The sequence below is a fragment of the Chroococcidiopsis sp. SAG 2025 genome (assembly GCF_032860985.1).
Classification (GTDB): Bacteria; Cyanobacteriota; Cyanobacteriia; order Cyanobacteriales; family Chroococcidiopsidaceae; genus Chroococcidiopsis.
On the sequence record NZ_JAOCNC010000001.1, the window covers coordinates 4,228,027 to 4,252,011 of the forward strand.

Genomic DNA, 23,985 nt, shown 5'->3' on the forward strand with positions numbered 1-23,985 from the left:
CGTAGCTGGAAAATTTTTCTCTGAGATTGCAGTATATTACCGAAAATTCGGGTTCTCTCCAATTTCATTAAAATTTTATACTCTCAACTCACTCGATCTATGCACGTTCTGCACATATTGTTACAACATCTGTTACAAGGTCTTGTTACAATGTCGCGCAGCAACGTATGATAGTATCTGCCAATACAATTAAATAGTATTTAAAGAGAAATAAAGATTTCAGGCTTGGCTAAAAGCTAGTGTCAGGCGCGCTCGCTGCCAAGAACACGAACATTCAAATGTTAGCGGTTAGTAAGAGAAACACGCATTCGCATTGGCTATTGCTAGCTATAAACAATCGGCTATGAGCCGATCGCCTCGATCGAGGGTGCTAGGCAAGCAAGAGGAAAAAGCAGATAGGAGAATCATCTCCTCAATCTCAATCAGCGGGGGGTGCGATCGCGGTTTGCTACACAAATCTACGTAGATTTAGGAGATTCGATCGAGACAACGTATTTCGGCGATTGCCTCTTGAAATATATCTCGATTTATACTTTATCTTATACAAAATACAAATATTAGGAGCTTTAACCCCGCATATCTAAAGGGCGAAATGCAACTCTTTTCTTCTGCCCTCTACCCTCTGCCTTCCTCAAAAAATTTTAGCAGTAAAAGTTCATATTAGGCTTTAATGGTGATGAAAGAAATATATTTTTAGCAGGCTTAGTTGCCTCTAGCTTGGAAGTCATCGCCTATACTGTTGGCAAACATTTATTTTCATACCAGATTTTAATGCGCTCTGCTCCATGAACTCGCCATTACAAAAAGACAACTGGCTCGGTCGCTGCGTTGGCGAACGCCAGCGCTACAGACTAGAACAACATCTAGGCGCGGGCGGCATGGGAGATGTCTTCATCGCCAGGGACGTACCGATTGGCAAACTAGTCGCTTTAAAGATCCTCAAAGGATCGCTAGCAGAATCAGCCGATCTGAGAAAGCGGTTCGAGCGAGAAGTGACTCTCTGCGCTGCGCTCAAAAGCGATCACATCGTGAATATTAGCGACTATGGCGTTACCGATGAGGGGTATCCCTTCTACGTCATGGAGTACCTGCAAGGACAGAGCTTAGGACAATTGCTACGCCAGCAGCAACAGCTGGGCATCGAACGCAGTCTGTCGATCGCGATCCAAGTGTGTCAAGGTTTGCGGTTGGCGCATCAAGGCGTACACCTATGGCAAAATGGAGCAACCGCTAGCAAGCAGATCAAAGTCGTCCATCGCGATCTCAAGCCAGATAATATTTTTCTCGTCCCTACTGCATTGGGAGAACTCGTCAAAATTCTCGATTTTGGGATTGCTAAAATTTGTAACGATACGAATGAATTTACTAATCTGACAAACGTTTTTATTGGGACTTTTCACTATGCAGCTCCCGAACAGTTTGAGCTAGGGACAGAAGTAGACGAACGTGCCGATATTTACAGCCTTGGCGTAATTCTCTACGAAATGCTGACTGGAACTGACCCATTTGGGTTTAATTTCCGTCGTAATAGCAATACGATTAGCGGTATGTCATGGGTATTCGCTCATGCTTCTAAGCCCCCGATTCAGTTGCGATCGCAACCTCGGTGCGAGCATTTTTCGCTACAACTAGAAGCCGTCGTCATGCGGTGCTTGCAGAAATCGCCCCGCGATCGCTTTAGTTCTGTAGACGAGTTAAGTAGTGCCTTGCAAGCTGCCGTAGCGATCGATCTGGCGAATAATACAATTGTCCCAGGTTTAGGTGCAGCAACGACAATTGCTACACTGCCTCCTCCCGCACACCCATCCGAACTAACGACCACTCAACTACCCGAGCCAACTTTTCCGCCTGACTTTACTCAACGTCTGTCTGCGCCCCGAGTCCCGTTAGAAGCTACCGACGTATCCCTGTCAGCCCAACACCGATCGCTGGTCAAGCTGTTTACAGAATTTGCTGGACCGATTGCGACTACTGTGTTTCGACAAGTAGCAGCTCAATCATACAGCGTCGAGCAGTTGGTAGAAAACCTCTCAGTTTACCTGCCTGCCAAGCAACAAGCAGAATTCGAGCGTCAGGCAAAAGCGATCGAAGCTGAGTCAACAGCTAAATCTCAAACCCACAGCACTAACGGCAATAAATTTTCCCATAATCAATTATCAAATAATTTAGCGCAGTCAGCACTCGATGCTAATTTTATTCAACGGTGCGAAAAAACTTTAATCGATCTGATTGGACCGATCGCGCCGATTCTCATTCAAAAAGTTCTAAAATCTGGAATGCAAATTTCCGAGTTGGAATTAGTCAATCGATTAGCCAATGAAATTCCCGATCCTCAAAAAGCCGCCGATTTTTGCCGTCGTCTCCTAAAATGAGCCTTCCCGATCGATTTACTACATTATTTTCAACTTCTATCTTCCGACTGCCAACTTTTAACAAGTTATCTCGCCGTACGTTACTTTTACAATTATTTCTACTTACAGCATGTGGGGTGCGATCGCTATCGAGCAAGCGCCAAGGTTTAGTTCTCGGTGTAGTCAGTTATAACGCCGGGGAACAAACCATCAATCGTTATGCTAAATTTACTCGATATTTAAGTGAAAAAATCGGAGTTATCGTACAATTAGAACCTGCTTTTAACGAAAATAAGGCTCTAGAACGAATTCGGAATCATGCTTGGTCTCTAGCTTTTGCCGAGCCTGGATTAGCCGCGATCGCGATCGACAAACACCAATACACCCCGATATTATCCCTTCAGGGAATTGCTAATTTGCGCTCTATTCTAGTCGTGCGCAAAGATAATCCGATCGTTGAGTTAAAAGAATTACAAAATCAACCGCTTGCCCTCGGACAGCCAGGTTCAGCTACCGGATATTTTTTTCCCATTTACAATCTCTACGGTCTAACTCTAGCAGAGATTATGCTTGCACCCACACCTAAAACAGTTTTAGAATGGGTCGCTACAGGGAAAGCTACGGCAGGCGCTCTTTCTAAAGAAGAATTTTACCTACACAGTTCGCATTTCAGCCCCACCGAGTTTCGCATTCTCTACACCGATCCGCACGAAGTCCCAGCTGGCGTGGTTTTGGTTGCACCTAATATAGACAAAAACCTGCGTCAGCAAATTTACCGCATCATGAATGGAGTCCCCTCGATTTTGGCGCAAGAAGCAGGATACATCCCCAACAGTTCAGCGCCAGACTACGGCTACATGATTTCAGTCGTTAAGCGCGTCAGAGCAATTTTTCCCGACGAATACGAACATGGTGCAACGCCTTTACAACTCAAACCCGCTCGGCTGTTGGATAATATTTCGATTTAGAGTGAGTCGTCATTGGTCATTGGTGGTTGACAGTTTTTTCTCCCCCAACTTCCCCAACTTCCCCAGCTCCCTCAGCTCTCTTTCTCCTGCCCCTCTGCTCCCTGCTCAAGCAATAATAGTAGTATCATAGTCTCGTTCGCGATCGCACGCTCAAAAAAGGCAACAAGTCCAGAAACAGCAACACATAGAGAAAGCTCCATGACATTTCCTGCTCAGCCAGAAACCTGGATTGGTCGGAGTATTGGCGATCGCCAACGCTATCGCTTGGAGAGGCGCTTGGGTTCAGGCGGAATGGGCGATGTTTTTCTGGCAATGGATACCTTATTGGGACAACATGTAGCATTGAAGCTACTAAAGGATAAATTAGCAGCCTCAAAGTCTTTGAGAAAGCGGTTCGAGCGGGAAGTTGCTATTTGTGCTGCGCTAAAAAGCGACCATATCGTGAATGTGAGCGATTATGGCGTTACGGATGAAGGGCATCCTTTTTATGTCATGGAGTATCTGCGCGGGGATAGCTTGAAACAGCTGCTGAAGCAACAGCAACGGCTACCCGTCGAGCGAACGATCAAAATTGTGACTCAGGCGTGTGAAGGATTGCGTCTAGCTCACTCAGGCATCGATCTCTGGTGGAGTGGAGCGACAGCCAGCGAACACGTCAAGGTAGTTCACCGCGATCTCAAACCAGACAATATATTTGTCGTACCTACAGCACTGGGAGAACTGGTGAAGATTCTGGATTTTGGGATTGCCAAAATCCGCGATGAATCGATCGATCGCACGAATCTAACTTATGGATTTATCGGCACATTTCGCTATGCTGCTCCAGAACAGTTGCGGGCTGCCAACACTATAGACGCAAGAGCGGATATCTACAGCTTGGGTGTCATTCTCTACGAACTCCTCAGTGGCACAGATCCGTTTGGTTTTGGCGCTCAAGCCTATTCGATTACGGGCATGGGATGGGCAATGGCACACAAGACAAAACCACCGATCCCCATCAGGTTACAGCCTGGTTGCGAAAATTTATCGCCGCAACTAGAAGCAGCTGTCATGCAGTGCTTGCAAAAATCACCTAACGATCGCTTTGCCTCAGTAGAGCAATTAAAGCAAGTATTAAAGGCTACTCTTACCCACAAGCCTGAAGAAGCGATCGACAATTCTCTTCATCCATCTCCGCCTGCACCCACGCACCCACAATCATCTGTTCCAGTCACACCTGATGCGGCGACGACTAGAGCCTATATACCACCACAGCCAACAAAAGCAGAAGTCATTCCTCCGACATTGCTGCCAGACACCTTGTCGCCTCCAAATAGGCAAGAAGTTCGAGCAAACGTTCAGTTCCCTGCCGCACAGCAGAGTAATCTAGCTAATTCCAGCACGGACGATTCAATCCTCATACCTCCACCAGCGCGTCATCGTCGCTTATCCACCTCTACTTTATTTTTTGTCGGTGCAGCTATTGGTGTTGGTATTGTGGCACTGGGAGCAGTAGTTTATTCATACATTCAGTTTCGTCTGACAGCTCAAGTTATCGATGAAATTCAAACTTTAAAACATCAAGCACGATACGAAGCTTGTGCGAGTAGAGCCGAAACAGTTACCCGCGATTCAACAGTGTACGCCGAAGCGCGGGCAATACTAAATGAGTGTCATTTAGAACATGCCAAGCAACTCGCAGGAAGTAGTAATTTTGCTGAAGCGATCGCTATTGCCAAACAAATTCCTCAAGACAGTCCTCTCTATTCCCAAGCTCAAATCCTGATTCAAGACTGGTCGGAGATTTGACGGTTATTAGTTAACAGTTATCGTAGGGACGGGTTTTGAGCCAAGATTGATTGTCACCAGCCGCGAATCTTTCGCTAAACCCGCCCATACAGGAGTCAGGAGAATCTCCTTTGCACCCTCTGCCCCTCTGCTGGGTCTTCCTTGTCCCCCTTGTCCCCGACTTTCGACTTTTGACTTTTAACTTCTTTAGTACGTATATGAACTGTTTTTATAAGTATGTTACGTATATAAAATAGCTGTCGAAGTATAATTTTATATTTTTTTTCAAAATTTGACCGGAATCGTAGCATATTTGGATGTAGATCGCGGTATAGTTCAAATACGCTAGTCTCGTCAAGCAGACTTGTCAAGTTCAAAGTACTTGAGCTGACTGTTAATGTAATAGAAATTTTAACTGCCCTTGAGGTACGAGCGATGATAAGCAATCACACAACTAAAAATTTAAAAAAATTCACTAAATATTTAGCAACAGCGATCGCAGTTATGAGTGGGATCGGAATAGGTAGCGATTTCGTCCGAGCAGAAGCAGTAGCTAGTGCTGGTGGTGCGACAACTTTTCATTGCATAGCTTCAGGTCAGGGCTATGCAACGATCGCTAAACGCGGCGAACGGATCACAGCACCAGTTATTACCTGGAACAGCAATGAGTTTGGGACGCAATACACGCCGCACGAGCGTTGTAAAATAGTTAGCGATCGCTTGACTGAAGTTGTAGCAGCCAAAGGCGGAAAGCTGAGAAACTTGCAACTGACATACGGACGAGTTAACAGCAGACCAGTCATTTGTTATGTGGGCAGTCGAAACGAAATCTGCAACCGGAAAAATATTCTGATGACATTGCGCACATCAGATCGAGGCAAAGAGCGCCAAATTCTCGAGCAATTGGTGACTTTCAGCCTGAAAGGAACAGGTACGGCAGTCCAACAAAGCGCACCTCAATATTATGCACCTTTTGGAGAAGAAATTGAGCAGGCGTTGTCAGCGGAATAAGGTAAATGTATGAGTAGTCGAGATTGAGAGCGATCGCCAACTCGAACCTCGTAATTCACGAATGACAGTCGATCGAGCGGTGGGAATTGGGATGCAGCGAAAGTGAAATTATCATTAGCCACTATTGTCTTATTTAACCTTGGACTGCTGGCGATCGCTGCGTTCTTATGGTTTATGCCATCAAAACCGAATACAAAATCTGACGCTAGTACTGAAAAAATTGCGACTACAACACCTGTAGATCCAGTAAAAAGTTCGGCGATAGTAGAAGTTGCTCAACAAGTGACAGTCAGAGTATTGACAAAAACAAGTATGGGTTCTGGGGCAATCGTACAACGTCAGGCTCAGACATACACCGTTCTTACCTGCGACCATGTAGTAGCAGGTAGTCAGAAGGGCGAATATACCATTCTCACTGCTGACGGCGCGACTCATCCAGCCCGCCGCTTGACGCAGACTTTAGCAGGTGTCGATCTCGCCTTATTACAATTTGATAGCCCTAAATCCTATCGTGTTGCTGTCTTAGGAAATTCACTTGCCTTAACAAAAGGCGATCGCGTCTATGCATCTGGTTTTCCCAATTATCAATTCCTCAATAAAAGTCGTGTTGAAGAAACACGTAACTGGGGAATGAAAGCATTTCGGCTGACAACGGGAACTGTTTCTTTACTCTTAGAGCGAACTTTACCAGAAGGATACAGTTTAGGTTACACCAACGAAGTCGAACAAGGGATGAGTGGTGGACCTGTTTTGAATCAAAAAGGAGAACTGATCGGGATCAACGGTCGCTTGAAATATCCACTTCAAGGCATTGATGTGTTTACATTTGCCGATGGTACAAAGCCATCGGTAGAACTATTCAACCAAATGGAAGCGCTGAGTTGGGCGATTCCAATCGCCGCTTTTCAGCATCAAGTTGAAAAAAACTTGGCTCAACCTCAATCGCAAAATGAGATTTAAATTGTTATTGGTAATGGGTAATGGATAGTAGGTGATTGGCAGTGGTGAGTGGTGAGTGGTGCGTGTTTGTATTTATATTCTTCTGACTCCTGACTCCTGACTCCTGACTCCTGATTCCTCAGTTTTGACTTTTAACTTTTAATTTTTGACTTACTTATGAATGGCTGGAAAAAGTTTTTTCAAACTCGAAATTTAAAATCGACAATTTTTATTGCTGGAGTTATTACTGCTGCAACGATCGCTTTTACGGGCAAGATGACAGGACTCACGGTACAAGCAGATGCGATCGCCCAGCAAACTCAGCCTGTTACTGATTCCAAAACGTTGAATCAAACGGAAATTGACGCGATCGCCTCGCAAACAACAGTGGTAGTTGGTCAAGACCTGCAAAAAGGTGATGTTGAAGCTCGACGCGAGTTTAACCCTGGGTCTGGAGTGATTATCGCTAAGCGTGACAACATTTACTACGTGGCGACTAACCTACACGTTGTCCGCGGTCGCGGCGGTTTTTACGGAGTACGTACCTTTGATGGCGAAGTTTATCCTGTAGACGACGAAAGCACGCGATCAAATATCGTGCCAATGGGGAAAGAACAGGGCGAGAGTGGTGAAACTATTCAAGGGCTTGATGTCGCGATCGTCCAATTTAAGAGTGACAAGAACTATCCTTTAGCAAACCTACCAGGTAGCCCTAACCAAGGCGAACGAGCCTTTGTCTCTGGCTGGCCCGATCCGGGAAATGAAACGGCGCGACGGCAAAGGTTATTTGCTCCTGGCGAAGTGATTAGAGTTACCCCTCGCACTGCGGATGGAGGTTACAGCATTCAATACAGTTGTGAAACACAACGGGGGATGAGTGGTGGTCCTGTTTTTAACGATCGCGGCGAGTTAGTTGGGATTCACGGACGCGCAGGTGAAGCAACTAGCGTCTCTGTACCAGGAACTTTAGTAGCTTCCCTGATGGGAGGAAACTCTATAGCTCAAACTGCGATTCAAAGTAAATTCAATTTGGGAATTCGAGTTTCCGACCTCACCGAAGAAGCGAAAAAAATTCAACCGCTTGCAGGCGTGTTTCCCTATATAAAATTTGAGCCACCTCCCGTGCAGCCTGCGGTTGTCAGCAGAGGAATGCCGGAAAAAAGACCGCGATCGGCAGACACGATCGATGATATTTACAAAACCTTCAGCCGTGACTTCAAACACGCCGCTGTGAGGGATTGTCCCTCGGCAGGTAGTCGTACAGTCTTGCTTGGTACGAGTGAAGAACGCTGTCCAGAGTAAGAAAATACTTTTTTATGCTTTTCTCAAGTAGGAGAGTTTCAGTAGCGCAAACTCTTTATTTCGGGAGCGTAATTTTCGTAGTTAAAGCTATATTTGTTTTAGCGATCGCTATCTGTATTTAATACTAAAATAATATGGCGATCGGCTTTGGAAAAAACTAATCTTTGCCAGCTCATTTCAAATTCTCTCATCTGTAGGGTGGGCAATGCCCACCTTACCCCTAATTTGTTTTTCTCAAAAATATTACAAATAAAAATTAAGATTTTTTGTTAATTGGACTGTATCTATCGCGATCGTGTCATTCTAGCTTTTAAGAAATAAAATAATTTTATTTGCTTAGGGTCAGTACTGAGTTTCAACAGAAGTTCGATTGAGCTTCTGTAAGTTTTTTATGCCAAATTAAACGCCTTGAATTGTGGATCAGAGGAAAGTAACTGTGAGGATCAAATCTACTTTTTCTATATTTTCCATCTTGCTATTGACAACACCTATAGCTGTTTCTGCTCTTGTATTTAAAACAGCCGCAGTACATGCAGGAGAGACAGATACAGCAATATCTCAACCAACTCAAATAACATCTCAATTATTAAAAAAGTCTGAGGCAAACCGAACTAGTGCGGCTACCCTAGCGCCTCTAGTACCAGCAACACCGGATACAGATTTCAACTATACAGCTCAACAAATTCAAAACGCATCTTCGACACTGGCACAAGTCACATCCGTATCTCAACTGTCAGACGTGCAACCCACTGATTGGGCATTTCAGGCTTTGCAATCTCTGGTAGAACGCTATGGAGTCATTGCAGGTTATCCTGACGGGACTTTTCGAGGCAATCGTGCCATGACGCGCTATGAGTTTGCCGCAGGCTTAAATGCAGCTATGGATCGGATTAACGAACTAATTACTGCTGGTTCGGCAGATGTCGTCAGCAAAGAAGATTTGGAAACCCTAAATCGCCTGCAATCGGAATTTAGCAGTGAATTAGTAACTTTGCGGGGTCGAGTTGACGCTTTAGAAGCACAAACAGCCGAGTTAGAAGCCAATCAGTTTTCCACTACTACCGTTCTAGGCGGAGAAGTTATCTTTGGTGTTGCCAGTGCCTTTGGCGGCGATCCCCCTGGAGGATGTAGAGTTTTTCCAGACGATACAGGACCTTTTTTTGACCAATTAACACGTGGCTTAAACTTAAGAGATCGCAATTCAGATCCAGAAGTTGATTGTTTAAACCGAGACGATGCAGACAAAAACACTGTTCTCGCCCACTTGGTTCGATTAGGGTTAGAAACATCATTTACAGGTAAAGATCGCCTGCGAACATACCTAGTTACAGGCAACTTTGACGGTGGTGGCTTCACTAATGCAGAGTCTCTCAATACTTACATGGCGCGGTTATCTTACCAAGCAGGTTTAAACAATAATGTTGTTTTAGATTTATTAGAATATCGATTTCCTGCCTTTAACGATCGCGTCGTTTTTAGTGTCATTCCGTTTGGTTTTAGTCTCAGTAACGTCCTTTCAGCCAATTCAGCTTACTTTGACACTGGTAGGGGTTCAATTTCTCGCTTTGGCGAGGCTAGTCCAATTTTCAAAATTGGTGGCGTATTAGATGCAGGGGCAGGTTTTGACTGGTTGTTTGCCAAAAATGCGCGGTTACAAGTAGCCTATGGTACTGGAGGAAGCGGGAATCCAGACAGTGGAGTTTTTGGAGCAGACCGCAGTGCATTGGGCGTGCAACTATTAGCAACGCCAACCAATAACCTAATTACTGGCTTAACTTTCGTCAATGCTTACACCAGCGATGGAACTCTAGGTACATATACAGGTAGCGTTAACGCAGAAACCAATGGTTTATGGTCTGGTTCATCCGTTCCTCCGGCAGGTAGCAATATACTCGATCCCAATCGTCCTTCTGGCTTTGACCCATGTTGTGGTGTATTTCTTGGGGATGCGCCTGCCAAAACAAATGCGATTGGTGCAACTCTGCAATGGCGCGTGGCACAAAATTTGACATTTGGAGCATGGGGAGGCTATATATCTACCAATTTCTTGGAAGAACTCCCCGATGGCACGGAATTCCGCGATCCTATAAGAGGCATTGGGGCTTCTGCTGGAAAGAAACCTTTTGCTAATGCAGCCACCTATCTATTTTCTCTTGGTTTATCCGATCCATTTGGTAGAGAAGGAGATTTATTTGCTTTCCTCTTTGGTATGCCACCAAAACTGGTAGATGCTGGACCTGAGACACCAGGTACACCCGTACCCTTTTTTGAAACTTCTCGTAGAGGTGAACCAGAAGTTCCTGTAACTGATAATAACCGTAACTTAGATACAGTTGGAGTGGGCGATGAACCAACTGCTCAACGAGAAGGATTGCCAAGGAGAGTAGGAGTTAAAGATGAAGCAACTTCACTACACTTTGAAGTGTTCTACCGTTTCCGAGTCAGTGATAATCTATTCATTACTCCAGGCGTGGTTCTCGTGACTAATCCAGGTCATATTGAAGATAACAACGATATTTGGTTAGCAACTGTCCGCACAACTTTCCGCTTCTAATTCTTCTCTCGATGGTAGGGTGCGTTAATAACGCACCCCACAACAATAATGTCAAAATTGTTGTTGCGTAATTGGAATATGTTTGGGTTGAGCTTTAACTCGCTCTATCCATGCTTGAATCGCTGGAAAACGAGATAGATCGAAACCTCCTTCATCGGCGACGTGAGTATAGGCAAATAAGCCAATATCAGCAATAGAATAGCGATCGCCTACAAAAAATTTCTGCTGAGTTAAATGTTGTTCCATCACTGCAAGCGCAGCATATCCAGCTTGACGTTTCTGTTCTATCGCTTCTCGATATTCATCTGCTTTACCAAGTTCAGTAATCCAAAATCTAGGAGTAGCAATATTAGGTTCGTGGCTGTATTGCTCAAAAAATAGCCATTGTAAAACTCGGGCGCGGAGCAATTTATCGGCAGGCAGAAATTCAGTATCTTCGCTAAAATAGAAGAGAATAGCATTCGATTCTGCTAAAAATTCTCCTGATTCCAACTGTAAAACTGGAATGCGTCCATTAGCATTTTTTGTGAGAAATTCTGGAGTACGACTTTCACCCTTAAGAATATTAATTTCTACTCGCTCAAAGGGAATACCAAGCTGAGTTAACAAAAGCCGAACTTTATAACCATTCCCCGAAGGTAAAAAATCATACAGCCTGAGCATGACTTTCATTGGGTAGAAGACGTAACGATTATAAAGAAGTTAAAAGTTAAAAGTCAAAACGATCGATTACCAGTCTAAGATCCAAAATCTAAAATCTAAAATTTAACTATGTGTGGTAGATTTACCCTCAGCCAACCAGCAGAAGCGATCGCTTCTACCTTTCAGCTTTCCTTAATTCCAGAATTAGCACCGCGATATAATATTGCACCTACTCAACCAGTCCCAACAATCCTATCAGAAGGCGATCGCCGTCGATTTCAAATGTTACGGTGGGGTTTAATTCCCTCTTGGGCAAAAGATGCATCAATGGGTGCAAAACTGATTAATGCCAGAGCCGAAACCGTTGCTGAAAAACCCGCTTTCCGTTCTGCGTTTCGTCGTCGCCGTTGTCTAGTTGTTGCTGATGGCTTTTACGAATGGCAACTACAAAAAAGCAAGAAACAACCCTTCTATTTTCGCTTACAAGATGGGCAACCCTTTGCTTTTGCAGGCTTATGGGAAACTTGGCAAGCACCAGACGGCGAGAAAGTTGATTCTTGCACTCTTCTGACGACAACAGCTAATTCTGTTTTGCGATCGGTTCACGACCGGATGCCTGTTATTCTCAAACCGGAAGACTATAATCAGTGGCTCGATCCTCAAACTCAAGAGCCAGAACAGCTAAAATCACTGCTACAACCATACTCCTCAGAAGCAATGGTTGCGTATCCCGTCAGTACCAAAGTCAATAATCCAACCAACGAATCACCAGAGTGTATTGAAAGACAGCCCATATAGAAATTAGAAGTCGTAGGGGCGGGTTTAGCACCAGATTCACCGCCTAGATGCTAAATCATCAGTCAAAACCCGCCCGTACCAACAGTCGTCGTAGGGGCGAGTTCACCAGTCATATTTGTTGACGTTACAGATGATTGGTGAACCCGCCTGAGGAGTTAGGAGACAAAAAAAATTCGTTATTCGCACTCAGTAATTTGCAATTCAACCCCCACGCCACACAACCTATCCTTACACACTTCACCTAAACAGCAGACAATCCTGAAGACACGATGACATTTTTATCACCTCATCCCCAGGATTGTATGTGGTTGTCATTTGTCAATTGTCATTTGTCACTTGTCATTTTGTTATTTATCAGACCAATGACCAATGACTAATAACCAATAACCAATTACGAATTGCTAGTTGCTAGCTCGGTATTACCACGATTACGACGGCGAGTTAAGCTGTTGAATAACATAACACCGATCGCTTTGATCAAATTACCTTCTAATTCGTTAAACATCTTCATGTTCATGCCAAAAGCAGCATTAGCTTCTTCAACAATGCGATCTGTTGCGGCTTCATCAATTGGTAATTCGTCTAGTCTTTGCCGATAGGTGTTTTTAAATTGCTTTTCATCGGGAATTTCAGCAAATTCATAGAAAGCAGTGCCTTGCCCATCCGCAAGATTCATCGCTCTTTGAGCAATACCTTTGAGAATTTGTCCGCCAGAAAGATCGCCCAAATAGCGAGTATAAAGGTGCGATATCAATAGTTCTGGGGCAGTATTAGAGACTTCCCGTATCCGCTGCACGTAAGCTTCCCCAGCCGAAGATAGGCTAATTTGCTCGCGCCATTGGTTGCCGTAATAATACTTCAGGTCTTGCTCCAAGCTGCGTTGCCGATTCAATTCCTTAAAGTACATATTTGATAAGATTGGGTGCTGTTGATGCCGCTCCATTTCTTCTTCCATCGCCGAGTAGACGAAATAGAGATTAGCAACCAGCTTGCGGTAAGAAGTTGGCTCTACTACTCCTTTTAAAAAACACTTGACAAAACCAACATTTTCTGCCATAGTGTGGGCTTTTTTCGTCCCTTCACGGAGTTTTGTTGCTAAATTACTGCTCATGCTAAATTTCTCAACTTTTATAGTCAACTACTACCAACAAAGTTTGCGAGTGTATTTAGTATTCCACCTAAATCGTTACAGTAGAACGATTTGATGAGAAAATTTATTAAAAATTCTAAAGAAGGGGAGTCGGGAGTCGGGAGTCGGGAGTCGGGAAAGGATTTAGGGTATAGGCTGTAGAGAGAATTAAGAATTATTTTTGACTTTTAACTTTTGACTTTCGCCATATGAATCACAGCGTCACTGCCGCATGGCTTTACGAACATTTAGAAGATCCGCAAGTGGCGATCGCGGATTGTCGTTTTTCCCTTGCCGATCCTCAACTCGGACAACAACAGTACCAATCGAGTCACATTCCTGGTGCTTACTACCTAGATTTAAATCGGGATCTTTCCAGTCCAGTAGGTCAGCATGGCGGGAGGCATCCTTTACCAAACGTAACAGAGTTGGCAGTCAAACTATCGGCGATGGGCATAACTTCCCAAACGACAGTCGTTGCTTACGATGATTCCCGCTTGGCTTTTGCGGCGCGGCTGTGGTGGCTGCTACGCTATTTAGGACACGAACGAGTTACCGTGTTAGATGGAGGGTTTCAAGGGTGGCTAGCGGCTGGTTATCCGGCGACATCCGATCTTCCCATAGCAAAAGCAGGTGAGTTCATCCCCAAAATGCAATTAGGGCAAGTTGTAGATGTAAATGTGGTAAAAGCACGCAAGGACTTGACAGGAGTAGCATTAGTTGATGCGCGAGAAGGCGATCGCTATCGTGGCGAACGAGAACCTATAGATCCAGTTGCGGGTCATATCCCAGGTGCAGTTAATTATCCCTGGCAAGAGGTAACAGACGATCGCGGCTACCTCAAACCTATATCAGAACAACAGCAGCGCTGGAAAGACTTAGAATCATCATCAGAAATTATTGTCTACTGTGGTTCTGGCGTGACTGCTTGCGTCGATTTACTCTCGCTAGAATTGGCAGGATTTTCTACAGGTAAACTTTATGCAGGCAGTTGGAGCGATTGGATTAGTTACTCTGAGGGAGTAGGAAGTAGGGAGTAGGGAGTAGGGAAGAGAAAGATGAGGAGGACAAGGGAGAAAAATCATCAACTACCAATTACTCATTACCAATTCCCGATATCAAATGTATAATTCACGCTAAAAAATGAATTATTAAAACCAATATTTGGATCGGAGGAATTGCCGAAACTCACGCCGCTTTGAAGGCTAATTTGGCTTCCACGCGATACGGCATAAGTTACGCTACCGAGAATTAGATGGTAGGTGTCGTCACGATCGCGTTGCGTGAAATTTGATAAAGCTAGTAAATATTCTAAACTAAGCTGGAGACGAGGGCTGATATTGTAAGCTAGCTCTGTAGACAAAGAATTGATCGCGCGACTGCGGGTGTCTGGTTCGGCAAACCCTAGACGAAATTCATAGATTGAATTTAACCACAATTTATTCGTTATTTTATCTTGGCGCTGGAGAGCTAGACGTAGAGCGTGTTCGTTCAAAAAGCGATCGCCTGTCTTGGCATCAAATAAATATTGATTGTTCCAGCCAATTTCACCAAACATCTGTGGTGTAAGTTTTTGGCGTAAAGCTGCCCTTAATCTTAATTTGTTGTAATCAGCTCGGTTGTGTTCGCTATATCGAACTAAACCACCATCAATTGCCGTGAATAAACTTGTTTTCGATCCTAGTTTGGGCGCGATCGCAAAAGTTAAGTTGGTAGAAAATAATCCATCATCAATTGCATCAACTGCTGAAAAAATATTACTGCCTTGGAAATAGCCAACTTGCCCTAGTAAATGTGCGATGGGTTTGTAAGGCGGAGACTGTAATTTTTGCTCTTGTAAACGCAAAACGCCTAGTTCTGGATCGCCTATGTGTTCGTTTTTGACTGAAACGCGATCGCTTGATGTCGTCGCTGGCGACAATGCTTTTTCACCCTCTATAGGGGCAGCAATTATTGGATTTAAAGAAAAAAAAAGCAAATAGCGCTACTTGCCATGCTTAAGATGAAGCTAGCTAGTACTGGGCGATTAAAATTGCAGTTACATGGATAAACTCCGCTGACGTTGGTTTTTGAGTTCCCGTAGGCGAACTTCGTTTGTGTAAGCGTGAATTCACTCCGCCTGGGCTGTTTAATTGTAAATTTAAGTTTGAACACAGTAGAAACAAAAATTAATAATGCAAATAATTGCGATCGCAAAAATTCATCTAGCTCTCAGTTAATCCTTAAGTGCCTAGATCGCACATCAAGACTAGTTGAAAAAAACGCCAATCTATAACCGCGAAATTACGGGATTCATGAAATTAATTTAAACTCTCAACATAGAAGAAATACTCAATAGTAATTGATTGGCTAAATTTTAGTAGCGCTCGCTCGGTGGAAAACTAACAGTTACCCGTATAAATTCTGTTTTTATTTGCCTGCAATTTGGGCATTCTAAATAATTGAAGTACTTTGACACTTGACTGACAACCATTAACTATTGACTACTAATTCCTAATTACATGTCTCACCGACTCATTCTTTTCATCTCAATTTTGCTATGGGGTGCGACTACACTACCAAAAGCAGCCCAAGCGGATACGGTTTTAACACGTGCTGAAATTAAAAGTCTACGCAATCTCGTACAATTAATGCCTCAAAGCCAAGCTGCTCGTCCAGCAAAGGTGGCTGATGGCGTAGTCCCAGGGGATGCATTATCTACAGGTCGAGAGGCACTGGCAGAGCTACGTTTTAATGATGGCTCTTTAGCAAGAATTGGCGAGCAAGCGCTATTTCGATTTTCTGCTCAAGACCGGAATTTGAAGCTCTCAAATGGTACTGCATTACTTCTGATTCCACCTGGTCGAGGTAAGACAGAAGTATGGACACCAAATGCAACAGCAGCAATTCGCGGTTCTGCATTGTTTATTCGCCATATTTCCGATCGCAAGACTACCGTAGTTGGCGCATTAACAAATAGCCAAATTGAAGTAGTTAATCAAAAGAACTCTCAGCGACAGGTATTAAAAGCGGGTCAATTAGCAGTCGTTGTTAAAGGTGAAATTACAGCACTTTATAACTTCGATTTAAAAACATTTTATGAATCTAGCGACTTAGTAAGTGGATTGAATCTCAACAAAAAAAGGGTTACTGCCACTGATATAGAACTTGCTCAAGTACAAGCTGAAACAATCGCTGCCGTTGCCGCGCAGTCAACGCTAACGGGTGAAGAAATTATTGTCAATCCTAGCTTTATCCGTAGTTCGGCATCGCCGTTACCACATTTACCACAAGATAGTAATAATTTACTTAATCATACTTCTGACTCTACTACAGAATTTATTGACAACGGCGCAGTTATTCTCGATCGCTTTGAAATTTTACCTGACAATTCTGAATCTTCTTCAGATAATGATTCAATTCCGATAGCAATACTTCTCGGTTAAGGCTAGAATCAAGTAAAGAGGAGAGTGTGGATTGAGATAGCTAGGAGCCAATGCAGTTGAAAGAATTCTCGTTAATTTCACCGGTAATTGAGTCGAGTCATGTGTTCAAAGCAATAGAAACGGCCATACCGATTGAAGTGATTGAACAAACTATTGGTAATACAGAAGTAAGAGAAGAACGTAAGCGCAAACTACCATCGAGTCTAGTGGTGTGTTTAGTGATTGCCATGAGCCTGTGGTCAAATGATTCGATGGCAAGCGTGTTGAAGAATCTGGTCAATGGGTTAAGCAGAGAGTGGACAAAATTAGGCAAGTACTGGAAAGTACCAAACAGCGCCTCAATTAGCGAAGCTAGGCAGCGATTAGGAAGCCGGGTAATGAGTCGGCTATTTGAGCGAGTAGCACGCCCACAAGCTACAAACCAAACGCCTGGAGCATTTTTGGGGGGACTGAGGGTGATGGCAGTAGATGGAACCGTGCTAGATGTACCGGACTCGAAAGCGAATGCTAGAGTTTTTGGATATCCAGCTTCTCGTCGGGGTACACGAGCGGCATTTCCTAAAGTCCGAGTGGTGATATTGATTGAAGCGGGTACACATTTAATCGTAGATGCACTGATGTGTCCCTACCGAATCGGCGAACGGGTAAGAGCGAAAAAACTGCTGCGTTCTGTCAGCGAAGGAATGCTATTAATGTGGGATAGAGGCTTACATTCCTATGCAATGGTGCAAGCAACATTAGCAACCCGATGCGATTACTTGGGACGAGTACCAGCTAATGTCAAATTTTCAGTGGAAAAAGTTTTGGATGATGGCTCTTATCTAAGTTGGATTCATCCTGATGGGAAGTCCAAGAAAAAAGGCGCAACTAAGATCGCAGTACGAGTAATTGAGTACACCATTGATACCGAGCAGGGAAAGCATTCCTATCGTCTGATTACTAGCAAGCTAGATATCGCCTTGTTCCCGGCTTTATTGCTAGCAAACGAATATCATCAGCGTTGGGAAGTTGAAAATACTATCGACGAACTCAAGACTCATCTACTTGGACGCAAAACTCCAATTCGTTCTCTCAAACCGCGTGAAGTTGTGCAAGAAATTTACGGCTGGCTGTTGGGGCATTATGCCGTGCGCTATTTGATGTTTACTGCCGCCCAGCAAGCAGGAATATCTCCTCTGCGCTTGGGTTTTACAGGTACACTTAAAGTTATCCGTCGTGCAATTGGCGACTTTCAAGACATTCAACCAGAGGAACTACCTTTTTTTTCACCAAGCTAATTACAGACATCTTGGCTGAAAAAATTCCCCCACGACAGGCTAGAAGTAATCCGAGAGTGGTCAAAAAGCCACGCTCGAAGTTTTCATCCAAAAAGCCGGTTCACAGGGGGGCAGGGTTCATCCGAACACCGCTAGTTTTTTCTATTACTAATACTGCTTAACCCTTAACCAAGAAGTATTGATTCCGATAGGCGATCGCGATGATTCTACCAAAGATGAAGATCGTCATCCCGATAAAGATAATAATGGTATCGGTGATGGTAATGGTGGTGGCAGAGATCGTCATCCCGATAAAGATAATAATGGTATCGGTGATGGTAACGGTGGTAGCAGAGATCGTCATCCCGATAAAGATAACAATGGTATCGGTGACGGTAACGGCGGTGGCAGAAATAATAATCCTGATAAGAACGACAAATCGCGAAAATAAATCTCAACTAGAAATCCCTAACATCAAAGGGATAATCGGCGATTGACGGGTAAAACACGCAATCTGTAGGGGCGCACAGCTAGCTGTGCGCCCCTACAAATGTCACACACGCAATTGAAAATTGCTATGAATCAACTTCTTCTATAGTCCCTACTGGAGTAGATAATGCCGATCGCCAAAAGACCGTACTTGCTTCTAAATCTTCTGAGGCAACTTCTGCGGGTATGGCAACAGCTAGTAAGTTATCGCGATCGCCAAAGTTATTCTTATCAGTATTATCATTACCAGTTAAATTTTGTAGAGCAACTAGAGCTTCTGAGGCAGATTGATAGCGCTGCGTATAATCATACCGCACCATTTTACCGAGAAAAGTTGCTAACTCCTGGCTCACCTCAGCTTTGTCTAACCAAAGCACCTCACCCGTTTGCGGGTCAAGTTGAAGTTCGTGAGGTGCAAATCCCGTTAAGGCTTTAATTAATAACATGCCAACTGCATAAATATCGCTGCTGTAGAAAGCACGACCTGCGGTTTGTTCGGCAGGAGCATAACCTAAAGTACCAATACTCACTGTCAGGTTAGTTTGCCCAGGTGTTAGCATTTGATTGCTAACTTGCTTGACAGCGCCAAAATCAATGATGACGAGTTTGCCATCAGAGTGCCGTCGCATGATGTTGCTAGGCTTGATATCGCGGTGAATTGTCTTGCACCTGTGGACGAATGCCAGGATTGGTAGTAAATCTTGTAGAATCGCGATCGCAGCGATTTCGCTCACAGGCTTGCCTGGTTTGAGTTCCCAACTGAGGGGATGTCCGTTAATCAACTCTTGGACTAAAAAGAATTCTTCACCTTCTTCAAAATAGGCAAGCAACTGGGGAATTCGGTCGTGTTTACCTAAAATTTCTAAGGTTTCTGCTTCAAGTTGAAACAACCTGCTAGCCATTTGTAAATGCTGAGGACGATTGCTAGAAGGTTTCATTCGCTTCACGACACAGAGAGGTTTGCCAGGACGTTGTAAATCTTCTGCAATGTAAGTTTCACTAAACCCACCCGAAGCTAAAACTTTAGTAATTTGGTAGCGTCCGCTGAGAATTTTTCCGGCTGTGACTAAGTCGTGTGGTAGTAACTTTTGGATCTCGTCTTGTTGGTTGTTTGCTTCTGGAGACTCTAAAACAGTGGTATTTTCTGTGGTAACGGGTTTGCGTTGGATTGTCCTGCGGCGATCGCTCATCGTTCCGATCGTCAAGTAAGAACCACCACACAACACAATTGCTAGCATCGGCACGGCAGTGGGTAAGATCGAGTACTGATATGTGAAGACAGCGTAACTGATACCACCCCAGGCGATCGCAATGCCGATCGTCCATCCCAGTTGGGATCTGAGGCGCTGAGCTTTTGCTAGCAAAATTGTCGTTCCAGCGCCTAATAGCAACACCAACAACCCCTGGAAAAAAGGATTGGGAATTGCCAAGGCGATCGCTCTTTGCTGTAACCGCGTGGCGATCGCCTTGGCTTGAATTTCTACTCCTGGCATCGGCTTGGGATACAGCCAGCTGTAGGAAAAAGGTGTTTTGTGAAAGTCTTGCAGCGAAGCAGCTGTTGCCCCAACAATGACAATCTTGTTCTGAAAATAACGCCCCTGTTGCAAGTACGTGTTCCAATTATCAGCATCGAGAACATGCCAAAAAGGAATATATTCAAACGTTCCCGCAGGTCCGTAGAAATAAATGCGATCGCCTTTAGTGGAAGTAGGGGCGCACAGCTGTGCGCCCCTACAATTACCAATTGAAGATGCCACCGCTTGCTCAAAAGAGGGCATTTCTATCCCCATAGCTGCATAATTATCGAATTGCTGTCGATCTTTTGTTGCCAAACTTAAAGGAAATTCGCTAGAAAATCTGTGAATTTTACCATCTAACTCTAGGGGGAAATTGACAAAACCAACCGACATTGGCTTTGTCCATAAGAAACGAACCGGTTTGGTTAGCTGAATGATATTACCTTGGCGCAATTGTGATTGCTCGTACTCCGCTGCTAAGGTAACTCTGCCAGCGTAGCGTTGTAACACTCTCCCAAATTCGCGATCGTCTGCACTTCCATAGCTGCTGGGGGATGCAAAGACTATATCTAAAGCAACAGCACGCGCTCCTGCTATCATTAATCGATCGATCGCTTGAGCGTAAGCAATTCGTTGCCAGGGCCAAGCTTGCAAGGGCTTGAGAGCGGCATATTGTTGAGGGTTAGTTTGATAGTATTGTTGAGGAATTGATAAAGATTGCTCGTCAATTGTCAGGATAACAATATCCTCTGGTGGTACAACAGCGCCCCGAATTTCAAAAAATAGCGCCTGGGTTTGGTACTCCATCATTTGTACTAATGTCCCATTAGTGCCTGTAGCTACTGCCGCAGTCACTCCCCAAAATCCGGCTATGAGTTGCTCCCAGCGGAAGTATTGGAAAAACTGACTCTTTTGAAGCAGCGATGGTATCTTTTGTACATCGGACAGTGTACGATCTTGTCCCATATAGTTATGTCAGACTGGGAGTTAGAGGATAGAGACAGTTAACAAGGAGCTTCCAACAAAGGAACTTTCAAGTCGTGACTAGTTACCATACACTAGACCACACAATCCAGCTCTACCGATCGCCCTAGTTTCTTTTTTGACTGTCTGACCCTACTAGTTAGAGTTCCCTATCTAGGGAGAAAACCTGTCTCATCCAATTGGAATTTATGAGAATTTTACGCGCAACGTGGCAATTTCTGCGATCGCAAGCTGTCGATAATGGCAACTACGTTCGGTCTGAACTGTGGAAACTACCAACCAACTGATAAAATTAACTGCGAATTTAGTTAATTTAAAGGTAGATGTTAAAAATAGGTGTTGCGCTTAAGCTAACCTGGTAAAGGTTTAGCAAGCATGGTTTAACTTCCCAGACAAGATTCTCACTAAAACTTAGGAAGGACAAATGTAAAATCGATTGAGATCCATAACATACAATTCATAAAATGATGCATAAAAAATTGTTATAATTGAGAATTCGACGTTAAATAGTTTTTGGAAAATTTTTAGGTATTAAGTTTCTATGCCTTGTTCTATGATGAACCGTCTGTCTATATTTGTAGACGGGAACAATATGTTCTACGCACAACAAAAGAATGGTTGGTTTTTCGACCCGAGAAGGGTGCTGGAGTACTTTAGGAAAGAGCAGCCAGATACAGTACTAATCAACGCTTTTTGGTACACTGGGTTGAAAGATCCTCAAGATCAAAGGGGTTTTCGGGATGCACTCATTAGTTTGGGATACACCGTTCGCACTAAAATTTTAAAGGAGTACTACGACGATACCTCAGGTCGCTATTCGCAAAAAGCGAACTTGGATATAGAAATTGTAGTAGATATGTTTAATACAGTAGATCAGTACGATCGCGTAGTTTTATTTAGTGGTGATGGAGATTTCGAGAGAGCTATAGAATTATTAAGGTCAAAAAATACTCATATTACAGTTGTATCTACAGAAGGAATGATTGCTAGAGAGTTACGGAATGCTACCGATCGCTATATCGATCTAAATGATATTAGAGAATCCATTGAAAAAGCTGATTATTAAATAGGTGGTGCGTGGTGCGCGAGTAGGCGTGGCGCGCGAGTAGGCGTGGTGCGTGTTTTTTATACGATTACTAATAGCTAAAACAGGGATAAATGTCTGGTAAATCTATGGACAATCAATTGGGAACAGAGCGGGTCATAATTTTCGATACTACGTTGCGGGATGGCGAACAGTGTCCTGGGGCAACGCTAAACGTCGATGAAAAATTAGCGATCGCCCGTCAATTAGCTCGCTTGGGAGTAGATGTGATTGAGGCAGGCTTTGCCTTTGCTAGTCCTGGCGATTTTGAGGCAGTGACAAGGGTTGCCAAAGAAGTCGGGACGATTGACGGACCGATCGTTTGTAGTTTGGCAAGGGCAATTAAAGCTGACATTAAAGCCGCAGCCGAAGCTTTAAAGCCAGCCGCTAAAGGCAGAATTCATACATTTATTTCCACATCCGATATTCACTTAGAATATCAGTTGAAAAAATCGAAAGCCGAAGTCTTAGCGATCGCTGAGGAAATGGTGGCTTACGCTAAGTCTTTTATGGACGATGTGGAATTCTCAACCATGGATGCTACCCGCACCGATCCAGAATACTTGTATCAAGTTTTGGAACGGGCGATCGCGGCGGGAGCAACGACAATTAATATCCCCGATACTGTCGGTTACACGACTCCTAGCGAATTTGGGGCATTAATTAGAGGCATTAAAGAAAATGTTCCTAACATCGATCGCGCCATTATTTCCGTCCACGGTCATAACGATATCGGTTTAGCCGTTGCCAACTTTCTCGAAGCCGTGAAAAATGGAGCAAGACAGCTAGAATGTGCGATCAACGGCATTGGCGAACGGGCTGGAAATACAGCACTAGAAGAAGTCGTGATGGCGCTGCACGTCCGCAGGCAATACTTTAACCCCTTTTTAGGTCGTCCGGCAGAGTCAGAAGCACCGCTAACTAATATCGATACGCGGGAAATTTACCGCACGTCTCGCCTAGTTTCCAACCTGACAGGAATGCTAGTGCAGCCGAATAAGGCAATCGTTGGCGCAAATGCTTTCGCTCACGAATCCGGCATTCACCAAGATGGTATTCTCAAAAATAAGCTCACTTATGAGATCATGGATGCCGAGTCGATTGGTTTGACCAATAACCAAATCGTCTTAGGCAAACACTCCGGTCGCCATGCTTTTAGTGCGCGCTTGCAGGAATTGGGCTTTAACCTGTCAGAAACAGAATTAAACAAAGCTTTCTTGCGGTTTAAAGACTTGGCGGATAAGAAAAAAGATATTTCTGACTGGGATTTAGAGGCGATCGTTAACGACGAGATCAAGACGACTCCAGAAGTCTTTCATTTAGAATTAGTCCAAGTATCTTGTGGCGATTGCACTCGTCCGACTGCAACTGTTACCTTACGGACTCAAGATGGTGAAGAACTCACCGATGCAGCGATCGGCACGGGACCCGTGGATGCTATATATAAGGCAATTAATCGGGTGGTCAACGTCCCCAATCAGCTGATCGAATTTTCCGTCCAGTCCGTAACGGCGGGAATTGATGCAATTGGGGAAGTCACGATCCGACTGCGCTACGAAGATAAAGTCTATTCGGGACATGCAGCGAATACAGACATTATTGTTGCTTCCGCCCAGGCATACGTCAATGCCCTGAATCGTCTTTATGCAGCATTGCAGTATCAACAGCAGCGATCGCTCGTTAGCATAGTTTTAGATCCCCAACCCCCTTCACAAGGGGGCAATGCGATCCCCAACCCCCTTCACAAGGGGGCTAATCATAAGTAGGGT

Annotated in this window: 19 protein-coding genes; 14 read left to right on the forward strand and 5 right to left on the reverse strand. The window is 44.2% G+C overall.

Annotated elements, in window-relative coordinates:
- Positions 1-327: 327 nt before the first annotated feature.
- Positions 328-456: a hypothetical protein gene (locus N4J56_RS20385; protein ID WP_317108103.1), complete on the reverse strand. Its 129-nt coding sequence runs from the start codon at positions 454-456 to the stop codon at positions 328-330.
- 329 nt (positions 457-785) lie between these two features.
- Between N4J56_RS20385 and N4J56_RS20390 the strand changes: the two genes are divergently transcribed.
- The 7 genes from N4J56_RS20390 (at position 786) to N4J56_RS20420 (ending at position 10,892) form a co-directional block, all read left to right on the forward strand.
- The gene (locus N4J56_RS20390) at positions 786-2,372 is read left to right on the forward strand and encodes a serine/threonine-protein kinase (protein ID WP_317108104.1); all 1,587 of its coding nucleotides are present in this window, start codon (positions 786-788) and stop codon (positions 2,370-2,372) included.
- Positions 2,369-3,319 carry a phosphate/phosphite/phosphonate ABC transporter substrate-binding protein gene (locus tag N4J56_RS20395; RefSeq protein ID WP_317108105.1) on the forward strand — a complete coding sequence of 317 codons (951 nt, stop codon included), beginning with the start codon at positions 2,369-2,371 and terminating at the stop codon, positions 3,317-3,319. Before N4J56_RS20390 ends, N4J56_RS20395 begins: the two co-directional genes overlap by 4 nt.
- Before the next feature lie 198 nt (positions 3,320-3,517).
- The gene (locus tag N4J56_RS20400; protein WP_317108106.1) at positions 3,518-5,107 is read left to right on the forward strand and encodes a serine/threonine-protein kinase; all 1,590 of its coding nucleotides are present in this window, start codon (positions 3,518-3,520) and stop codon (positions 5,105-5,107) included.
- Positions 5,108-5,521: 414 nt separating this feature from the next.
- Positions 5,522-6,097, forward strand: coding sequence for a COP23 domain-containing protein (locus N4J56_RS20405; protein ID WP_317108107.1), 576 nt, complete (start codon positions 5,522-5,524; stop codon positions 6,095-6,097).
- 102 nt (positions 6,098-6,199) lie between these two features.
- Complete coding sequence (locus N4J56_RS20410; RefSeq protein WP_317108108.1) at positions 6,200-7,057, forward strand: serine protease; 858 nt, start codon at positions 6,200-6,202, stop codon at positions 7,055-7,057.
- A 156-nt stretch (positions 7,058-7,213) separates the two neighbouring features.
- Positions 7,214-8,338, forward strand: coding sequence for a serine protease (locus tag N4J56_RS20415; RefSeq protein ID WP_317108109.1), 1,125 nt, complete (start codon positions 7,214-7,216; stop codon positions 8,336-8,338).
- Positions 8,339-8,774: 436 nt separating this feature from the next.
- The gene (locus tag N4J56_RS20420; RefSeq protein WP_317108110.1) at positions 8,775-10,892 is read left to right on the forward strand and encodes an iron uptake porin; all 2,118 of its coding nucleotides are present in this window, start codon (positions 8,775-8,777) and stop codon (positions 10,890-10,892) included.
- Positions 10,893-10,943: 51 nt separating this feature from the next.
- Here N4J56_RS20420 and N4J56_RS20425 read toward each other — a convergent pair whose 3' ends face one another.
- Entirely contained in the window at positions 10,944-11,555 is a 612-nt protein-coding gene (locus N4J56_RS20425; protein WP_317108111.1) for a glutathione S-transferase family protein, read from the reverse strand.
- 108 nt (positions 11,556-11,663) lie between these two features.
- Here N4J56_RS20425 and N4J56_RS20430 point away from each other — a divergent pair, with 108 nt between their 5' ends.
- Positions 11,664-12,332: an SOS response-associated peptidase gene (locus N4J56_RS20430; RefSeq protein WP_317108112.1), complete on the forward strand. Its 669-nt coding sequence runs from the start codon at positions 11,664-11,666 to the stop codon at positions 12,330-12,332.
- A 391-nt stretch (positions 12,333-12,723) separates the two neighbouring features.
- Here N4J56_RS20430 and N4J56_RS20435 read toward each other — a convergent pair whose 3' ends face one another.
- Complete coding sequence (locus N4J56_RS20435) at positions 12,724-13,443, reverse strand: heme oxygenase (biliverdin-producing) (protein WP_317108113.1); 720 nt, start codon at positions 13,441-13,443, stop codon at positions 12,724-12,726.
- 227 nt (positions 13,444-13,670) lie between these two features.
- Between N4J56_RS20435 and N4J56_RS20440 the strand changes: the two genes are divergently transcribed.
- On the forward strand, positions 13,671-14,501 hold the full coding sequence (locus tag N4J56_RS20440) for a sulfurtransferase (RefSeq protein ID WP_317108114.1): 831 nt from the start codon (positions 13,671-13,673) through the stop codon (positions 14,499-14,501).
- A gap of 62 nt (positions 14,502-14,563) precedes the next feature.
- On the opposite strand, the gene N4J56_RS20445 is transcribed toward N4J56_RS20440, so the two are convergent.
- The gene (locus N4J56_RS20445) at positions 14,564-15,439 is read right to left on the reverse strand and encodes a hypothetical protein (RefSeq protein WP_317108115.1); all 876 of its coding nucleotides are present in this window, start codon (positions 15,437-15,439) and stop codon (positions 14,564-14,566) included.
- 523 nt (positions 15,440-15,962) lie between these two features.
- Between N4J56_RS20445 and N4J56_RS20450 the strand changes: the two genes are divergently transcribed.
- From N4J56_RS20450 to N4J56_RS20460, 3 genes are all read left to right on the forward strand, one after another.
- The gene (locus N4J56_RS20450) at positions 15,963-16,886 is read left to right on the forward strand and encodes a FecR family protein (protein WP_317108116.1); all 924 of its coding nucleotides are present in this window, start codon (positions 15,963-15,965) and stop codon (positions 16,884-16,886) included.
- A gap of 50 nt (positions 16,887-16,936) precedes the next feature.
- A complete protein-coding gene (locus tag N4J56_RS20455) occupies positions 16,937-18,163 on the forward strand; it encodes an IS4 family transposase (protein WP_317108117.1) in 1,227 nt (408 codons plus the stop codon).
- Between the two features lie 178 nt (positions 18,164-18,341).
- Positions 18,342-18,593: a hypothetical protein gene (locus tag N4J56_RS20460; RefSeq protein WP_317108118.1), complete on the forward strand. Its 252-nt coding sequence runs from the start codon at positions 18,342-18,344 to the stop codon at positions 18,591-18,593.
- Positions 18,594-18,717: 124 nt separating this feature from the next.
- Here the strand turns inward: N4J56_RS20460 and N4J56_RS20465 are convergent, their stop codons facing one another.
- Positions 18,718-21,114: a serine/threonine-protein kinase gene (locus N4J56_RS20465; RefSeq protein ID WP_317108119.1), complete on the reverse strand. Its 2,397-nt coding sequence runs from the start codon at positions 21,112-21,114 to the stop codon at positions 18,718-18,720.
- A gap of 559 nt (positions 21,115-21,673) precedes the next feature.
- Between N4J56_RS20465 and N4J56_RS20470 the strand changes: the two genes are divergently transcribed.
- Together N4J56_RS20470 and N4J56_RS20475 are read left to right on the forward strand one after the other, a co-directional pair.
- Positions 21,674-22,198: an NYN domain-containing protein gene (locus N4J56_RS20470; RefSeq protein ID WP_039714205.1), complete on the forward strand. Its 525-nt coding sequence runs from the start codon at positions 21,674-21,676 to the stop codon at positions 22,196-22,198.
- 92 nt (positions 22,199-22,290) lie between these two features.
- Positions 22,291-23,982, forward strand: coding sequence for a 2-isopropylmalate synthase (locus N4J56_RS20475; RefSeq protein ID WP_317108120.1), 1,692 nt, complete (start codon positions 22,291-22,293; stop codon positions 23,980-23,982).
- Positions 23,983-23,985 lie beyond the last annotated feature (3 nt).